The sequence below is a fragment of the Mediterraneibacter catenae genome (genome assembly GCF_008691045.1).
Taxonomy (GTDB): domain Bacteria; phylum Bacillota; class Clostridia; order Lachnospirales; family Lachnospiraceae; genus Mediterraneibacter; species Mediterraneibacter ornithocaccae.
This window is the reverse complement of record NZ_VMSO01000016.1, coordinates 40067-56898: the sequence shown is the minus strand read 5'-3', so window position 1 is coordinate 56898 and position 16832 is coordinate 40067. Positions and strand designations below refer to the sequence as shown.

The window sequence follows — 16832 nt, the reverse complement described above, 5'->3', positions numbered from 1 at the left end:
CGTGGATACGTGAATTGTCTGTGCTGTATCAATCTGTTTTTGTGCTGTTTTTCAATTATGAGCCTGTACGATAAATCCGGAATTTTACAGTTCATGATAACACAGAATGATATCTTCATAATGTCCGTCTTTCATAAGAAAGCCTCCGGGAACCGTCCCGAGCCGGACAAATCCCAGCTTCTCATACAGTCTCAGCGCATATCTGTTGGAGGCGACCACTGCATTAAACTGCAGGATGCGAAACCCCAGTTCCTTTCCTTTCTGCATGCAGTGTGTTACCAGCTTTTCCCCGATATGCTGTCCTCTCATGCCCTTTTTTACAGCGTAGCTGGCATTGCAGATATGCCCGCAGCGCCCGACATTATTCGGGTGAAGGATATACAGACCGGTAATCTCACCGCTTTCTTCATCGTAAGCAATGCCGGTAAACGACTGTTCCCGGAAAAATTCGTCTCCGGCTTCCGCCGTCAGTAATTCCGTCTGAGGGAATGCTTCTCCATCCCCCACGACCTGATTCCATATATTTACCGCTTCATGAGCATCATTTTTTTCATATTCTCTTATCCGGACTGCCATCTTTTGTCTCCTCTGGTATCGTGAACATACACAGTAATTTTACTAATACCGGACTATTTTATCATAATTATACTGCTATTACCATCCACTATTTTAACGGAACCCCCGTTTAACGGAAGTAATGATCCCCTAATTGGTACCCGCCTCCGCCTGTGCTGAAATAAAGACAGTCTCCGATCGGGTTGCTCCCTGCCAGCGCATCTGCCGCTGCCTGCATCGCAGAGTCTGTATAACCATCGCTTGCAAGGACTGAATCCAGCCATCCTGTCATCGCCGGGGTAAACTGTCCGGACTGATAGATCACGTCTGTGATCGTATCTGGGAATGATCCGCTGCGCACGCGGTTCATAACAACCGCACCTACGGCTACCTGTCCGTCATAAGGCTGATTTCCCGCCTCACAGAAGATCAGTGCCGCCAAAAGCTCCTGCTCGGAAGCCGATGCATTGACTGCCGATGAAACCTGAGCCTGCTCTGCCTGAGCCTGTGCTTCTTTTTCAGCCTGGGCGGCAGCTTCCTGAGCCGCCTTTTCCTCTGCAAGCCGTTTTGCTTCTTCTGCCGCAGCCTTTGTCTGATCCACGGCATCTTCCTGAATATCCGTTACAGTATCTGCAAAATCCCACGAAGCTCCTTCCTCTGCTTCCTCCTGTACAAGGCCGGTATCTGCCGTAAAAGCATCCTTCTCCGCAGCCAGGCTCGTAAATCCTGTTAACAAAGTTACACTGGCAGTGGCGGCGTAAAACATACGAAAAATCCGCCTGTTCTGATTATATTTCATATACTCCTCCTCTAACATATTGCAATATCTTTACAAACTTCTTTTAAATATATATGTTATTATTTTCAGTTTTATTACAGATATTACAAAATTGTTACAGGCGGTATTTTAATACAAACTTTTTGAATTGTCAACTTTTTTATTTCTATCCTGTTTTGCACGCCAACACTGCTCTGCTAACGACGCAGACCGAACTGTTATTTTCAATCGGGTAGGGGAAGATTCCTTCCCCTACCCAATCACCGCGATACCTCGCTCATCTCACGGCATTGCCGCTCGATGACCGTTGCCCGTCGGATGCCCGCTCGTGCAAGCACGGCGGTCGCCCTCCGGGCGTATCGCGCAAAATAACTCCCGCTTCTCCATAAAGAAGCGGGAGTCATCTATCTCCTCAAAAAATTGGCAATCCGTTTGTAAAGGATAAAAGTAACTCCGCCATTGATTCCAGCCTTGATCAAATTAAATCCGACAATAAATGGCATAAGAGACCACACGGCTTCTGCCGAAACTCCCATAAAAAGAGGAGTAATGACAATATTGGCGCCCATCATAACGACCGCCATGGCAGCCATACCGCAGAGAAGCGATACAACTGCCATGTTTTTTGTCTTCTTGCGACCGTAGATTGACCCGGATACGATGACCAGCATCCCTGTCGCGATCACATGCATCAGGATGCCATAAAGTCCGCTTCCGGAACTCACTGTCAGCCCCTGGATCACAGAAGTTACTACTGTCAGGGCCAGCCCTGCAAGAGGTCCAAAAGCAAAAGTACCAATCAGGATCGGGATGTCTGCCGGATCATATTCCAGAAATGCAACTGCCGGGAAGATAGGAAAATGGATAAGATAAACCAGCGCGACCGATATCGCTACCATCGCTCCCATTTTAACCAGTTTTACTGTTCGCCCTCTCATGACAGACGCATCCTGAAGATCGGGCTGATCTTTTTATAGATAAGGAACACAATAGCGGATACGAGCACGCCTTTCAGGATATTAAATGGTGCAACCGCAAAGAATACAAATGTGGTCAGGCTATTGATCGCCGGGTTCACTGCTGTTCCCATTTCCACAAGAGCATCGATCGGCATTCCGAACGCTGTAGCATAAGTCGGCAGAAGGACAAATGCATTCACTGCGCATCCGATCACCGTCATTGTAACCGTGCCTGCAGCCATACCGATAAGCGCTGTTGTTCTTGTACGTTTTCTCCTGTAGATCAGACCTGCCGGAACACAGAGCGAACAACCGATGATAAAGTTCGCCAGCTCACCTACTCCGGCTGTATCTGTACCTGTAAAAACAAAATTGAGCAGGATCTTTACAAACTCTATGAGAGCTCCTGCAAAGGGTCCCATCGCAAAGCATCCTACCATGACGGGCACCTCGCTGAAGTCAATCTCGTAAAATGACGGAGCAAACGGCAGGGGAATCTCAAAAAGCATCAAAATGACCGCGATTGCCGCAAGCATGCCGATATTCACAAGGGCTCTGACGCCGAACCTCTCCTTCACCTGTGACTGCACTGTTGTTTTTGTTTCTGTACTCATCTTTCTTCTCTCCTTTTTCCGCCGCACATGCGGCAAATTATTTTGAAAAAGGCAATCTTCACGGAAATTTCGTCCATCAGCCGTATCGCGCAAAATAAAACCCCGGAAATCTCTTTCCGGGGTTAATCTCTCATGCAATGGACTGTCGTCTGATACACAAAATATATACGGACGACTATAAATCTCTTCTCTCATCCAGACTATACTGTCGGTACCGGAATTCCTTCTTATCAGAAGGTCACCGGTTCGGCTGCTGTGAAGCAGTTCGCGGACTATACCGCCGGTTGGGACTTACACCCGACCCCGAAGATTTTATTCCTTTTACGTGTAATAATATAACTCTTTATACACAGGATTGCAATAGTTTTTTACGCATTGTTCATACTCCATTCAAAAGTTGAACACACTTTTTACACAACTCTTTTCTATACTATAACTGTTCTTAAAAAGAACACTTTTTCATAAACTTTTTCCCCCTTTGAGCCACAGAGATGTGGCTCTTCCTTTTTTGCGGAAAAAGATATTCCAGTCCGGCACTGCTCTTTGCCTCACAGACAAGGCATCACAGTGCTCCTTTGTTCTCTTTATATACCTGAGGCAGAATTGCCGCCAGATTGGAAAATTCTTTAATGTTATGTGCAAACAGTCCTTTTGGCACTATATCCGGAATCCGCACGCCCTCCGGCAGTGTCTTCACAATTTTCCCGTCCACAACGCCAAAGCCGATCCAGAATCTGGAGCAGAACATGACGCCATCCTCGTACGGATACCACTTATGCGTCATGGCCGCCGCGCAGGAACTCTCCCCGATCGCGCACACCATGGACTGGCATTTTTCCGTTCCGATATTGGATATATCATATCCGAAATCCGCCGGATTCTTAAAACAGAGTTTCAGGAACTCGGGTCCGGGTCCCACATCTTCCATAATATAATGGTTGACCCCCCAGGTCTTCTGATTCATCGGTACATTCGGATCACATACATAGTCCGCCCTGTCCGCTCTTGCAAAGTAGTGGTCTTCCGGATCCCAGATCTTGTAGCGCAGATCCGAACCCACACTGTGCCACGGGAACCACCAGTCCAGCATCTCCCCGGTCACACCCGGCATATAGGTGGTATTGCAGACAAACCCTGTCCCGTCGTCCATTACACCGTACCCGGTCTGACAGTAATCTTCATCCATTCCCGCCAGAAACAGGTCTTTCCTTTCAAACGGCACCGCTTTCTTTTCATCCCCCGTTCCTTCCGCAAGGATCACAAGCTTTTCCGCAGGGATCGGCGCCAGGTCCTGTTCAAAATATTTATAATACGGAAGTGCTTTCTCTTCCGCACTCACTCCGACTTTTCCCATAACTTTATCTTAGCCTTTCTTTATTTTTTACTGAATCTGCATTGAATAATTTTCAACATTTTCTTCTGTACTTTATCAAGAAGGACACCGACATACCACACGCCTGCAAGCATTGCCGCAGCGATCTGCAGCGGATATCCTTTCATGCCTTCCATTCCAAGAGGCGACATGATTGTAAGCCCAATGGCCCATCCGCACAGCCAGGACGGACAGTAGATCCACTTTGGCGCAAGACCTGAGATCAGTACCGCAAGACCGCCCATGACAAAAAGCGTCAGGAACAGCTCAAGCTCCGGATTCCATTTAAGCAGATCCATAATGTGCAGTGCAGCCCATGCCCAGAAGTCACCCAACAGAAAACCAACGGAAATTTTTACTCCATCGGAAGCCCGGTTACCGTTCGCCACATATACCCCTGCGCAGATCAGCGCGACTGCACCGGTGGATACATGGATATGGGGCGCAAGCACCGCCCAGATGGGCGGCAGCAGTGCAATGCACAGTGCCAGTGTCAGATTATCCCATTTTTTTGACATTACCCACTGCCCCCTGACGTTTATGCTTCACAGTCATGGATATACTCTGCCACACTCTCACCTGCCATACGTCCGGAATTGATGGCGAATCCCATTGTGTTTCCCGGAAGAGTAAAGTTATAACTGTCTCCGTAAATTGTATTAGCATCTGATCCGGCGCTGTAGAGTCCCTCGATCGGCATCTGATTTTCATCCAGCACTTCACAGTACTTGTTGATGCGGACGCCGCCGACAGTTCCATAGGCTGCCAGATAATACTTGCCAACCAGATATTTCCCTTTTCCGGTAATCGGGTGCAGGTATTTCTGAGGTTTGTGGAACTTCGTGTCCACGCCGTTCTCACACATCTCATTATATTCATTGATCGTATCCTGAAGCTTCTCCGCGTCAATTCGCAGCTTCTCTGCCAGTTCTTCCACCGTCTCGGCTTCAATATATCCCGGATACCCCTGCTCTACCGCCTGTGCGGCCTGTCCGTCAAATGCAATGAATGCCTCTGCCGGGTGTACGATATCTACAATGTCCGGACCGTTCTTCTTGTATTCTTTCAGAATCCCCTCGTCCATAATGCAGTATCCGTAGTTGCCCGGCTGCAGATGAAGTGCATTTCCGGCGTACGTGGTATTTCCCATATCGCCCTCGTTCATAAACCGGTCTCCCAGCTGGTTGATCAGCAGATTCGGCTGACGAAGTACCGCATCAAGCAGGAACCAGTTCAGATTGTCCGGAATCTGATAGATAGCCTCGATGTTGGCGCCGAACTTCTCTGCTCCGACCTCCCACATCATACGCAGGCCGTCTCCTGTAATGCCCGGAATCTGGAACGGGAAGAAATCTTCGCCAAGGTTCAGGCCGAACTCCTCCTTCAGCATCTCCTTATTGTTTCCAAATCCGCCGGTTGCAACGATAACAGCTTTTCCTCTCACCTCAATGCCGTTCCCGTCCTTATCCACCGCTTTAGCGCCGCAGACTTTACCATTCTCTGTGATGAGGGAAACTGCCGGAGTCTCCAGAAGAATCTCTGCTCCCAGTTCTTTCGCGCGCTCGGTCATCTTCTTGATCATGGGGCCTGCCGCACGCGGCCCGATCACACCGTTCTCCGGCTTCACGATATGCCAGGTAGCCTCAGACTCCTTGAAGTAGCGGAACGCACCCGCAAACTCTACGCCCATCTCCTGAAGCCATTCAATGGTTTCCGCACTTTTGTTGAAATAGGTCTGTACCAGATCCTCATCCACACGGTAGTGAGTATACTGCATATGCATATCCAGCGCTTCCTGCACACTGATATTGTTGAAGTTTGCCTTCTGGATCTTCGTATCAATTCCCAGCGGTCCCATTCCCATATTGGCCGCGCCGCCCGTGGTACCGGATTTTTCCAGTATAATAGACTTCAGGCCGTTTTCTCCTGCAGTAATGGCTGCTGCCAGACCTGCCGGGCCTCCTGCAACAATGACCACATCTGTCTGTAATGTTTTCATTATCTTAACCTCCGCTTTCTTTTCTGTATGAACTCTCTGTTCGGCTTTCTGAGCTTTTTGGACTGCCATATGTATACCCGGCGCCGCGTACGCACGTTTTCTCCCTGCACTTCTCTCCCGCAGGCCGGAAGAGCTCCGGCGCGCTTCCGATGCAGCCGCTGCGCCTTTCAGTCTCGCGCGCTTCGGCGGAAGCTTCGGCATACGTCCGGATACTTTCTTCACAGCGTGATTTGCACAGACATCAAGACATTTTCCGCAGCGGGTGCAGTCAAACTCATCGATCTGTGAGACATACCCGTCTTTCCCTTCAATGCAGTGTTCCGGGCAGACATCCACGCACGCGCCTGTTCCGGTACACAGTTTCGGATCGATATAGAACTTGGTCAGCGCAAGACAGACTTCCGCAGGGCACTCTTTCCTCCGGATATGTGCCTCCGTCTCATCCCGGAAGGATTTCAGCATGGAAACTGCCGGCACGCCTGCGCGGTCGCCCAGCGTACAGTTGCAGGACACTTCCATGGCCAGGCCGATTTCTTCCGCAAGTTCCAGATCCTTGAGCTCCGCCCGGCCTGCCGTAACGGCATGAAGAATCTGGGATATCTGATACAGTCCCTCCCGGCAGAAGGTGCATTTGCCGCAGCTCTTCTTCCGCAGCGCAAACACTTCTTTCGCTGCCAGATCCACCGCACAGTCTGTTTCACGTATGGTCCGGATCACACCGCCCCATGTATGAAGATCTTTTATCTTCACTCCTTCCAGCTCGGCCAGTGTATAGAGACAATGTCCCGTCCGGATACCTCTGCATCCTTCCGCCGGCAGGAAACTCTTTACCGGTGCCTGCGGGTCTGCCTCCACAGGCACTTCATCGTCCACTGCAAGAAAGATCCCTGGTTCATTTCCTGTCATGCGCTCCGCAAGAGCGGCCAGTTCCTCGAAAGTCATCATCAGATCCTGCTTGTGTGCAGTTTTATTAACCATCTCCGCGTGCTCAATTTCAAGCTCAACACCTGCAGTGGCCGCAGCGGCCGTATATTCCTGTTCATTGATATCACAGTCTGTGACAAGAACAGCCCCCTTTGCTCCGGAAAGCTTCACCGCAGCCGCCAGCCCGGCAACGATCCCCGCCGGGTTGGTGTGGAGCAGCATATTCATCTTTCCTTCCGTATCTGCATTGTACAGCGCGGCCAGAACTCTTCCTTCCGTCTCCGGCAGTCTGCCCAGCTTCGTTTCCAGCTCGGCCTGACTGAGCCTGCCTGCCATTGCAAGGGCTTCTGAATTATTGCTTAATAAACTCATCTTACTGCCTCCTTTTCCTGATCGGTATAATCACTCCACAGTCTGTGACCGGTGATATCAAATCTGAGATCGCACTTCAGGCACCTGCCTGCCTCCGCACAGATTTTCTCGTCACAGATTCCGCTGCTGACAGGCCGGAAGCTGTCCCTTCTCTGATCAGCCGGAAGAAATACCTCCTCTGCTCTTTCCAGATATCCGAACCCTTCAATGCGGCCGATCCGGGCATCCCTCTTCTCAACCGGCACAAGGACTTCGGAAATATCCCCGTCACCGCCGAGATACCGGTCAATTTCAGACGCCGCATTCCGTCCGGACGCCACGCCCTGAATCACTGTTTTTGTTCCATATACCGCATCGCCGCAGGCAAAAATACCATCCACGCTGGTGGCAAGCGAACCTTCTTTCACGGCAATCGAATTTCCTCTTCCAAGCTCCAGACCGGCATCAGCCGTAATCTGCGCACGCTGACCCACCGCGAAGATCACAGTGTCAGCCTCGATCACATGGTTCGAACCTTCTTCTTTCTCAATAATGGCACGCCGGTTCTCATCAAACCGGAAGCTTTTTACATTACAGAACTCCACACCCGTTACATGATCCACGCCGCAGATTCGCTCAAAAGTCTGGGCCGGATGAACATGGATACCTTCCTCCTGTGCCTGCTCGATCTCCTCATCATCCGCCAGCATATTTTCCCGTGCTTCAAGACACGCCAGATGGATTTCTTTCGCGCCGAGCCGGACAGCCGACCTCGCACAGTCAAACGCGACATTTCCGCCGCCGAGCACGATCACGCGCTCTCCCATCCCGGTCTCCAGCCCCATAGAGGCATTCTGCAGGAAATCCGCATTCAGTATTACACCTGGAAGTTCATTGCCTTCCATCGGAAGCCTCACACCCATGTGAGTCCCGATGGCCATCAGAACTGCGTCATATTCCTGAAGAAGCATCCTGGGATCTTCCACTCTGCACCCGGTCTCAACACGGACGCCTGCATCCTGAAGATAATCCGCTTCTTTATCTACCACTTCTCTCGGAAGGCGGTAGGACGGGATTCCATACTGCATCTGACCTCCAAGTTTCGGCATAGCCTCCTTGAGTACAGTCTCATGCCCCTGCTTGGCAAGATAATATGCCGCTGTCATTCCTGCCGGACCTCCGCCGATCACGCAGACTTTCTTCCCTGTAGCCGGAAGATGTCTGCTGTTCTTCTTCCACAGTTCATTATTTGCGTGTTCCGCGGCATAACGTTTAATATTGCGGATCGATACCGGTTCATTTACTTCTCCGCGCCTGCAGTCCGCTTCACACGCATGATTGCAGACATGTCCAAGACATTCGGGGAATGGAATCTTTTCATGGATCACGGCTGTCGCCTCTTCCATTCTTCCTTCTTTTACATATCTTACATATCTTGGAACATCGGCATGTGCCGGGCATGCCGCCTGACACGGGATGAGAGTATCCCGCTTCTCAACTGCCGTATAATTCACCATATCTCTGATCGTGCCTGTGGGACATACTTCCGCACAGGCGCCGCAGAACCGGCAGTCTGAATCTTTCAGGAGACGGTCATGAAGGGTTCCTATGTATGTCTCCATCTCTTTCTTATTATACTGAAGCACGCCCACCCCTCTTAAGTCCGCGCAGGCGCGGACACAGCGCCCGCAAAGCACACAGCGGTTCATATCATGGATGATAAGTGGATTGCTGTCATTCATTTTAATCCCTTTCACCCGGGTATTCATTCTCGTTGCTGAGACACCCATATACTGGATCAGGGTCTGCATCTCACACTGTCCGTATTTCGGGCAGGTCGAACAGTCTTCCGGATGTGCCGCCAGGATCAGTTCCATGGACAGATTTCTCAAATGACTGATCTGTTCACTGTCCGTGCGGATTTTCATCCCTTCCTCCGCCTCCAGCTTACAGGACGGCCATACTCCCTCCCGGCCTTCCACCTCCACGATGCACAGCCTGCAGGAACCGATATCCGGAAGATCCGGATGATGGCACAAATGCGGGATATAGATTCCGTTCGTCAGAGCCGCCTCAAGGACGTTGCTTCCCTGCTCCACATGGAGCTCTTTTCCGTCGATCTGAATCGTAACTTCCATTGCTTCTCTTCCTTTCATTTTTACTGATCCCGACAGAATATATTTCTGTAGAGATTTCCTATATTACTATGTTATCAATCTGCCTTTTTTGTGCATATCACCAGTTTATTTTTATTTGTATGATATGCAACATTTTGTTTTATTCTGTTGCTTTTTGGGAATATTTTGCTTGAAAGAAAGGGAAAAAACAGCTAAAGTAGAATTATCGGAATAAGGAGAATAAAATGGGAAAGAGCGATTTACGAATCATCAAAACACTGAGACAGATTGATGTGTCACTGCTGGAAAATCTGGCCGCCTGTCCGTTCCGGAAAATTACCATAAGCATGATCTGCGACAGGGCCATGATAAACCGGTCCACCTTCTATAAGTATTATCTTGACAAGTATGATCTGCTGGACAAATATCTGAACAGGACAATGGAAGAATTCAGACAGCATATCAATGTGGAATTTATTAACGCGGAACCTTCCCGCATACACGATATCTGTTATATCAATAATTTTGATGCCACTCTGGAATTTATTGAAAAAAATAAAGATAAATATGAAATTCTGTGGACTGCTTCCACAGATCGGAGGATTTATGATGAAATGACGGGAATCATCCGCGACAGCATTATTACGGCCATGAAATCCTCATCTGAACAGACGCCTCACCAGAAAAAATGCGCCAGCCTCTACGCCTTCATTTTTGCTTCAAATATGATGTCGCTTATTCAGTGGTGGTTCCAGTACTATACCACCGTTACAAGGCAGGAAGTCGAAACAATCATGACCGACAACATGCATTTCGGACTTTTTAAAACATTCAAAAATCAGACAGAAAAATCATAATAAAGATCCGGCAGAACAAATTACTGTATTGTAATCTTCTGTCGGATCTTTTGTTTCAGTCAATATTGACTCAATTCCGTAAATCAGAACTTGTAGAGTTCAACCAGCAGACAGCCGGGCATATCCCCGAGTCTGACCGCCATCTTTTCATCGCCGTTCAGCACCCGTGCGGTTTTCCACTCTCCGTTCTGCAGAATACCTTCCTCAATCTTGAGATAATCTGCCTTTACGTTCTCTCCGGGCTTCGCCATAAAAGTAAATTCCGTCCGCATTCCGGCCAGCAGAAATCGGTTATTTGACAATTCCAGTACAATTCCGGCAGAAAGGGGTTTTGCATTCTGCTGAGGTGAGTATGCCGCAAGAATATCAAAATCGGAAAACTGCAGATACGTTCCAAAATCCGTAGCGGATTTCTTCACATAACTTTTCATATGCTCCGTCCCCCTGTACTTCAGAAGCAGCGGTTTCATTTCATTAATGATTCCATATGCCGCTTTCAAATAATCCCGGCTTCCGGTAATATCAAAGGCGGACGGGTCGATATTGAGCGCGATCATTACTTCCATAGGCGGCTTGTCCACAGCCTCCGGAGGAAGCGCAAGCTCTTCAATACCGAAAGGCGAATACCCTACAGCATTCCTGCCGGCAAAGGCATACAGGCAGTAGGAGGAAGTCACTGCGTCCTTCCGGACTTCCGGAACAAACAGGGGATTGCCGTCATATCCGTACTGATCCAGTATGTCTGCCACATACGGTACATAAATATCCGGAGAAAGAGTAAACAGCGACGGGGCTGTTTTCTTCCATATTCCATGCATTTCCTTCACCGGTCCTCCCATAGGATAGGAACCCGGATACCATGGATACTGCTTCAGCCATGCATTTGCATAGCAGGGCAGTGCATACTCTTTTCTTCCGGCTGATGCAATCCGTTCCACAGCGGATGCAAACTGATACGCCATAAAAGCTTCAGCCGCATCCTCCCCGAAAGCTTCCGCCCATGTTCCGGACTTCTGACAGCAGTCTTCCAGTTCTTCCGGAATTTCTCCAGCAAACGCCTGCTCCGCTGCGGCACAATGATCCCTGTCCGTACCCATCAGCCCGATCTCGTTTTCTACCTGCATCATAATGACAGTGGACTCCTGTTCATCCACCTCCCTGATATGTTTCATCACCGCCGAAAATGCTGCCGCATCCTTTTCCACCGCTGCTTTACATAACGGAGAAACAGTGTTCGTCTTTTCCCCGTTCTGCTTTTCCGCACGGAAATAAGTTGCCGTATCTTTCTTCATCCACGCCGGGATATACATGGATTCTGCATTTTTCCACAGCCCGAACCAGAGGAATACCAGATGCATCCCGTTTTCCCGGGCTTTATATATCAGTCCGTCCATAAGATCAAAACTGTATTTTCCCTCCTCATGCTCAATCTGCTCCCAGTACAGCGGAAGAACAACTGTATTCATGTTCATTTCCTGCAGATTAGGCCACACATTCCGATCCATATATTCCAGACTGGCAGCTGCGGAGTTGTGAAGCTCTCCACCCAGAATAAAAAACGGTTCCCCGTTTACAAAAAGCGTCTGAATTCCGTTTACTTCTCTGATCTGCGGTATCTCTTTCATTCTGCTCTCTCCTCTACTTTTAATGATTTAATTGTCAACTCATGTTCAATAGTTTAATTGTCCGGACTTTCTACGCTTTCATTATAATATCTGTTGACATTTGATCTCAATATTAATATCATAATATTTATATAAATATATTAATATTGTCAAAAAGGAGTTTATATGATTTTATCTGTCGGATCATTAACAGGAACCCTTCCTCTCAATCTGAATATGCTTGGGATAGGACATCGGCAGGAACCGATCAACCGTCCTTCGGGAATTCCCCTGTACCAATGGTTTCTTTGTGTAAAAGGTTCGGGCGAATTTGTCTCCGACCAGCAGAGATCTGTCGTATCAGAGGGGCAGGGGCTTCTGATCTATCCGGATATACCGCATATTTACCACAGTCTCAGTGACGACTGGACTGTAGATTTCATCGGGTTTTCAGGCCCTGTCTGTCCGGATCTGCTCCTCTCACTTTCCATGAACAGATCCGGCGTGTATCATCTGGCTGATCCGGAAGTCTTTCGGAATGCTGTGAACCGATTGTACAGATTATACCGGGGAAATTCCGATTCTGACTCAAAAAAAATCGCACTTTCTTCCGAATGTTATACCTTCCTGCTTCGGCTTTCAAGAGAGATCGCGTATCTCGCCCCGTCAGATCTTGCCGTAGAAAACCAGACTCTGAAGGCTGTCCTGAATTATCTGGAACAAAATTATTCCCGGCCTGTTACGCTGTCGGATCTTGCAGACAATATCGGACTTACAAAGGAATACCTTTGCTTTCTTTTCAAAAAAGAAATGAACCAGACGATCATGCATCATCTCCTCACGCTGAGGATCAGTCATGCACGGATCTGCCTGGTCCAGTATCCGGATAAAAAAATATCAGAAATATCAAAAATGTGCGGCTTTGAAAGCCCCGGCTATTTTGGACAGATTTTCCGCCGGGAAGTCGGGATGACGCCCGATCAATTCAGAAAAGTACAGTAACCGCTATACGGTATTTCCCATATATCTGATTTTATAAAGCTGTATCTCGTTTGCGCAAAGAGACGCATTGACAGCCAGGGAATCCTTCTTTGCCTCCAATTCCTCATACTCCAGCTTTGGTATGCACACGGAAGAAAGATATCTGACCTCATCCTTTTCAAGTCTTTTTCCATATCCCAATTGTTTCCAGTTGTCCAGGATGTTCCCTTTTCCTGATCCCAGACAGCTCTTTTTTATATGATACTTTCCTTTTTTCATATTCCGGAAAACAATCTGTATCTCAAGGGTATCCTTTTCAAAAAGACGCTCCACTTCCTCCGCGCTGATATCTTCTTTCTGATTCTGATAGAAGAGCATATCCATTCTGTAGCAGTTGAATACAATCATATAATAATTTCCCCGATCGTCTTTTGAAATAAAATAATTTTCATCTCTGGCAACAAAATACTTTCCCATGTTCTGCAGGAAACGTAGTGCATAGAATGCCGGCTTTCCGATCCCGTCCTTTGTGATCAGCCCATAGCCTCCGAAAATAGATTCCGCTGTATCATAAAAATCACAGAGAAGATCCGTGCTTCCAAAGCAGGACATTACCTCCGCCTTCCCCAGGCAGGAAACAATATTTTTAATAAGCGAAGCACCTCTGTAGCAGCTCTCGTTCAGATAATTCCTGCAGGACAGGGAGATATCCCAGCGTGTAACATAGAGCGGTATGTTCCCATATTCTTTCAGAATATTCTGTACGGCCGATATTCTGCTGCAGATATAATCAGGATTTCCCGATACAATCAGTTTTTTCTCTTTTTCATCATCCAGAACAAGCTCGTAGGGGTAAACCCATACAGACAGAAAATCCGGGTAGGACCTCCGGCTTTTCCATCCTGACAGAAATTCTTTCAAAATACTCAGGTCGTCGTACACAAAAATTGCTCCGCCCCCTACCCTGGCTTCCGGAATCCTTTCCCGGATAATGAGGCTCACGGACTCATACATCTGAAAGAAAGACGCTCCTCCGTGAAGAAACAGCCTGTCGTCCTTGGATATTTCAAACTGCCAGCCGGCCGTCTCATATTCTCCATATCTTGCAACGCAGTGGTCCGCAAATTCACGGATCAGTGACAGATACTGTTCCGGTTCTTCGTATCCCTTTTCCTTTTCTCTGTACAGTATCGTTTTTCCCGCACTGTACAATTCCACAGGATGAAATCCCAGATCAATCATTGGCGACATATGATGTAATACAAGGAAATCCAGAACCTGATCAATCCTGCTGAAATTATAGTTCTCTCCTTTTTCCAGCCGGATCAGCATTTCCTCCGAAAACAGTCCCCAGATATGCACTGTTTTCATCCCCAGTTCTTTCTGCATTAAAAGAATATGTCTCTGCACGTCCGCACGGAGGAGTTCTTCTGCACTTCCAAGATTCCAGAGCTGTTCCCATATCCTTGTATAATTCTTTGACAGGGCTGCATCTATGATACATTTTACACGGGTCTCCACTCCGATCTCAGGCATCTGCTTGTCATTCTCTGTCAGATAATCCCGAAGCAATGTCATCCCGGCATAAAGGTTCTTTTTAATATATTTGGACAGATATGGAACAGAAAGATGGAACTGCTCCGCCAGGTCTCCAAGACCGATCTGACGGTTGTAATTACCGTGTATAAATTCTATGATCATCCTCGTCCTGTCTTCCGAATTTTCGTCTTCCTGCTGATTCCGGAAGTCCCATACAGCATAATTTTTCAGCAGAAGTTCTGTCAGCCCGCAGAAGTATTCCTGCTCTTTCAGCTTTTCCTGCCATCTCTGCCATGTATGCACCGCCAGGATTCGTTTCAGAAGACTACGCAGCAGACCGTAGTCATATTCAGGCGGGCGGGAAGAATCCAGCTGAAACCGGATAGACGGCTTTGCGGTAATATAACTGATATATGCGGAATTGATATAGAATACTGCCGCAAGGCTGTCCTCCTTCAGAATATACCGGTGCTTTTCCCGTTCATTGACCAGTTTTATTCCTTCCTTAACAAGCAGGCTTATCTCAGTCCCGCAGATAATCTCTGTGGTCCCCTTCAGACAGAAAAAAAGTTTTATATCCGAATGCGTAAGGTCCCCGGGCGCAGACTCTGTCAGAATCTCGATCTTCACCGTTCTGTTGTTAAACTCCAAGTTTCTGTTCCCCCTTCTGTTTGCCGCACACGCCAAAAAGGATATCGTATCTGCGATATCCTTCCCGACTGTCTTCTCTTACGGCCGATTTCTTTTCCGGAATGGGACTATACAATGATCATATTTTCTCTTGTATAGGTTCCTCCGTTGAAAGACCTGTCATCTCCGTCCTCATCAAACTGATCCAGAAAAGGCGGCATGTAGGAGCAGCTCGCCGCAAACCTTACGGAAACATTGTGGAAGCCCTGCTCCAGTCCCCCTTCTTTCGGAATCTTCAGTGTGGCTGTATCAGTAATCCTCCAGAAATCATTTCCCGCTTCCGCAAGCTCATCTACAGTATAATCTTTTCCGTTGATCTGCCAGATCACACTCTCCTTTGGATAAGTAACACCGTCAACCACGACCTTTCCCGGACGCAGCTGACTCAGCCACACGCCGCGGTAATAATCGGACCGGATGCAAAGCTGGAATCCGGTTACCTTTCCATCTTCAACAATATTATGAAATCCTCTGTACTGAATTACATTTGACTCTAACATATCCTGCCTCCTCTCATGCCGGTCAGTATCCCAGCATTCTCTTTAACATGACGTGGTGTTTCCTCAGTTCATGGGATACATATCCCGGAACATCCTTCTTTTCCCCTTCATATTCGCTGAGCAGATAACCCTCCCAGCCCTGATCCTTCAGAATCCGGATCACTTCTTTATACGGAATTGTCAGCTCATTGAAACTGTCATCCATCTTATTAAATTTGGCATGGATACATTTTACATAAGGCAGCAGCGGGATAATCTCCTCCGGCTGTGAATGTTTGCAGTCCGGATTAAATACAACAACTCCCGGAACGTCAAACCGGTTCTGAAACACGCTCAGATCAATATTAAGTCCAAAGTTCTTTGTTCCCGTTTCCTCAATAAACTCTACGTAATCTGAAACGAATTTATCTGCAAGAACCGTGGTTAGATGGATCTCCGGACACATCACCACATCGTACTTTTCCGCCTCAGGCAGTACACTTTTGATAATCTCTCTCCAGTTCTCCACAGGCGCCAGCTCATCGTTAATTACACCGAGTTTTGTCCGCAGAATATGAAACCCGAGACGGTTGGCAATTCTGAAATCATTGACCAGTTTTTCCTTTGCCTCTTCCAGACTGATTCCACGGCTTTTATAGAGACGCGTGTCCACCCAGTGCCCGTACTCCGCAGGCTCGATCTGATACTTTGCGCACAGACGTTTCCATTCCGCCACGTATTCGTCACTCAGTTCAGGGTAGCTGTCGATATGGGAATTTGCAAGAATCTCAATTCCTGTCGCTCCCATGTCGTACATGTCTTTGAAGCAGTCTTCCAGGTTCATGGTCCTGCCGTACTCTCCGGAGTAGCTGTAGATTGCCACTCCGCGTTTGATTTTTTTCTCCATTTCGTCCTCCTCAATGATTTATCTTATACACATATTATAAAAAATCCGGGGTACAGATTACTGTGCGTTCATTAATGTGATCGGGATGATATTTTAACGCCCGGCG

Annotated in this window: 14 protein-coding genes and 1 riboswitch; of the genes, 2 read left to right on the top strand and 12 right to left on the bottom strand. The window is 48.0% G+C overall.

Features of this window, described 5'->3' with window-relative positions; genetic code table 11:
• Positions 1 to 84 precede the first annotated feature (84 nt).
• The 8 genes from FNY66_RS11675 to FNY66_RS11640 form a co-directional block, all read right to left on the bottom strand.
• The gene (locus FNY66_RS11675) at positions 85 to 576 is read right to left on the bottom strand and encodes a GNAT family N-acetyltransferase (RefSeq protein WP_150311266.1); all 492 of its coding nucleotides are present in this window, start codon (positions 574 to 576) and stop codon (positions 85 to 87) included.
• A gap of 109 nt (positions 577 to 685) precedes the next feature.
• A complete protein-coding gene (locus tag FNY66_RS11670) occupies positions 686 to 1354 on the bottom strand; it encodes a cell wall hydrolase (protein WP_150311265.1) in 669 nt (222 codons plus the stop codon).
• A 383-nt stretch (positions 1355 to 1737) separates the two neighbouring features.
• On the bottom strand, positions 1738 to 2271 hold the full coding sequence (locus tag FNY66_RS11665) for an ECF transporter S component (RefSeq protein WP_150311264.1): 534 nt from the start codon (positions 2269 to 2271) through the stop codon (positions 1738 to 1740).
• Positions 2268 to 2906, bottom strand: a complete 639-nt coding sequence (locus FNY66_RS11660; RefSeq protein ID WP_150311263.1) for an ECF transporter S component — start codon at positions 2904 to 2906, stop codon at positions 2268 to 2270. The genes FNY66_RS11665 and FNY66_RS11660 overlap by 4 nt, the downstream gene beginning before the upstream one ends.
• A gap of 179 nt (positions 2907 to 3085) precedes the next feature.
• A riboswitch (FMN riboswitch) is annotated at positions 3086 to 3221 on the bottom strand.
• Between the two features lie 247 nt (positions 3222 to 3468).
• Positions 3469 to 4260: a DAPG hydrolase family protein gene (locus tag FNY66_RS11655; protein ID WP_150311262.1), complete on the bottom strand. Its 792-nt coding sequence runs from the start codon at positions 4258 to 4260 to the stop codon at positions 3469 to 3471.
• Between the two features lie 20 nt (positions 4261 to 4280).
• Positions 4281 to 4796 (bottom strand): DUF1097 domain-containing protein, encoded by a 516-nt coding sequence (locus tag FNY66_RS11650; RefSeq protein WP_150311261.1) that lies wholly within the window; start codon positions 4794 to 4796, stop codon positions 4281 to 4283.
• A gap of 20 nt (positions 4797 to 4816) precedes the next feature.
• Entirely contained in the window at positions 4817 to 7573 is a 2757-nt protein-coding gene (locus FNY66_RS15980) for an FAD-dependent oxidoreductase (RefSeq protein WP_150311260.1), read from the bottom strand.
• Positions 7570 to 9690 (bottom strand): FAD-dependent oxidoreductase, encoded by a 2121-nt coding sequence (locus tag FNY66_RS11640; RefSeq protein ID WP_150311259.1) that lies wholly within the window; start codon positions 9688 to 9690, stop codon positions 7570 to 7572. The genes FNY66_RS15980 and FNY66_RS11640 overlap by 4 nt, the downstream gene beginning before the upstream one ends.
• A gap of 224 nt (positions 9691 to 9914) precedes the next feature.
• On the opposite strand from FNY66_RS11640, the gene FNY66_RS11635 reads away from it, so the two are divergent.
• Positions 9915 to 10526: a TetR/AcrR family transcriptional regulator gene (locus tag FNY66_RS11635; protein WP_150311258.1), complete on the top strand. Its 612-nt coding sequence runs from the start codon at positions 9915 to 9917 to the stop codon at positions 10524 to 10526.
• An 83-nt stretch (positions 10527 to 10609) separates the two neighbouring features.
• Here the strand turns inward: FNY66_RS11635 and FNY66_RS11630 are convergent, their stop codons facing one another.
• Entirely contained in the window at positions 10610 to 12151 is a 1542-nt protein-coding gene (locus FNY66_RS11630; RefSeq protein WP_150311257.1) for a DUF5597 domain-containing protein, read from the bottom strand.
• Between the two features lie 165 nt (positions 12152 to 12316).
• Here FNY66_RS11630 and FNY66_RS11625 point away from each other — a divergent pair, with 165 nt between their 5' ends.
• Positions 12317 to 13132, top strand: coding sequence for an AraC family transcriptional regulator (locus tag FNY66_RS11625; protein WP_150311256.1), 816 nt, complete (start codon positions 12317 to 12319; stop codon positions 13130 to 13132).
• Positions 13133 to 13135: 3 nt separating this feature from the next.
• On the opposite strand, the gene FNY66_RS11620 is transcribed toward FNY66_RS11625, so the two are convergent.
• From FNY66_RS11620 to FNY66_RS11610, 3 genes are all read right to left on the bottom strand, one after another.
• The gene (locus tag FNY66_RS11620; protein ID WP_150311255.1) at positions 13136 to 15301 is read right to left on the bottom strand and encodes a GH39 family glycosyl hydrolase; all 2166 of its coding nucleotides are present in this window, start codon (positions 15299 to 15301) and stop codon (positions 13136 to 13138) included.
• A 107-nt stretch (positions 15302 to 15408) separates the two neighbouring features.
• Entirely contained in the window at positions 15409 to 15840 is a 432-nt protein-coding gene (locus tag FNY66_RS11615) for a C-glycoside deglycosidase beta subunit domain-containing protein (RefSeq protein ID WP_150311254.1), read from the bottom strand.
• 22 nt (positions 15841 to 15862) lie between these two features.
• On the bottom strand, positions 15863 to 16726 hold the full coding sequence (locus FNY66_RS11610) for a sugar phosphate isomerase/epimerase family protein (RefSeq protein WP_150311253.1): 864 nt from the start codon (positions 16724 to 16726) through the stop codon (positions 15863 to 15865).
• Positions 16727 to 16832 lie beyond the last annotated feature (106 nt).

Coding starts and splice junctions, on each gene's coding strand:
- FNY66_RS11675 (WP_150311266.1), bottom strand. CDS start 576: ATGGCAGTCCGGATAAGAGAATATGAAAAAAATGATGCTCATGAAGCG.
- FNY66_RS11670 (WP_150311265.1), bottom strand. CDS start 1,354: ATGAAATATAATCAGAACAGGCGGATTTTTCGTATGTTTTACGCCGCC.
- FNY66_RS11665 (WP_150311264.1), bottom strand. CDS start 2,271: ATGAGAGGGCGAACAGTAAAACTGGTTAAAATGGGAGCGATGGTAGCG.
- FNY66_RS11660 (WP_150311263.1), bottom strand. CDS start 2,906: ATGAGTACAGAAACAAAAACAACAGTGCAGTCACAGGTGAAGGAGAGG.
- FNY66_RS11655 (WP_150311262.1), bottom strand. CDS start 4,260: ATGGGAAAAGTCGGAGTGAGTGCGGAAGAGAAAGCACTTCCGTATTAT.
- FNY66_RS11650 (WP_150311261.1), bottom strand. CDS start 4,796: ATGTCAAAAAAATGGGATAATCTGACACTGGCACTGTGCATTGCACTG.
- FNY66_RS15980 (WP_150311260.1), bottom strand. CDS start 7,573: ATGAGTTTATTAAGCAATAATTCAGAAGCCCTTGCAATGGCAGGCAGG.
- FNY66_RS11640 (WP_150311259.1), bottom strand. CDS start 9,690: ATGGAAGTTACGATTCAGATCGACGGAAAAGAGCTCCATGTGGAGCAG.
- FNY66_RS11635 (WP_150311258.1), top strand. CDS start 9,915: ATGGGAAAGAGCGATTTACGAATCATCAAAACACTGAGACAGATTGAT.
- FNY66_RS11630 (WP_150311257.1), bottom strand. CDS start 12,151: ATGAAAGAGATACCGCAGATCAGAGAAGTAAACGGAATTCAGACGCTT.
- FNY66_RS11625 (WP_150311256.1), top strand. CDS start 12,317: ATGATTTTATCTGTCGGATCATTAACAGGAACCCTTCCTCTCAATCTG.
- FNY66_RS11615 (WP_150311254.1), bottom strand. CDS start 15,840: ATGTTAGAGTCAAATGTAATTCAGTACAGAGGATTTCATAATATTGTT.
- FNY66_RS11610 (WP_150311253.1), bottom strand. CDS start 16,726: ATGGAGAAAAAAATCAAACGCGGAGTGGCAATCTACAGCTACTCCGGA.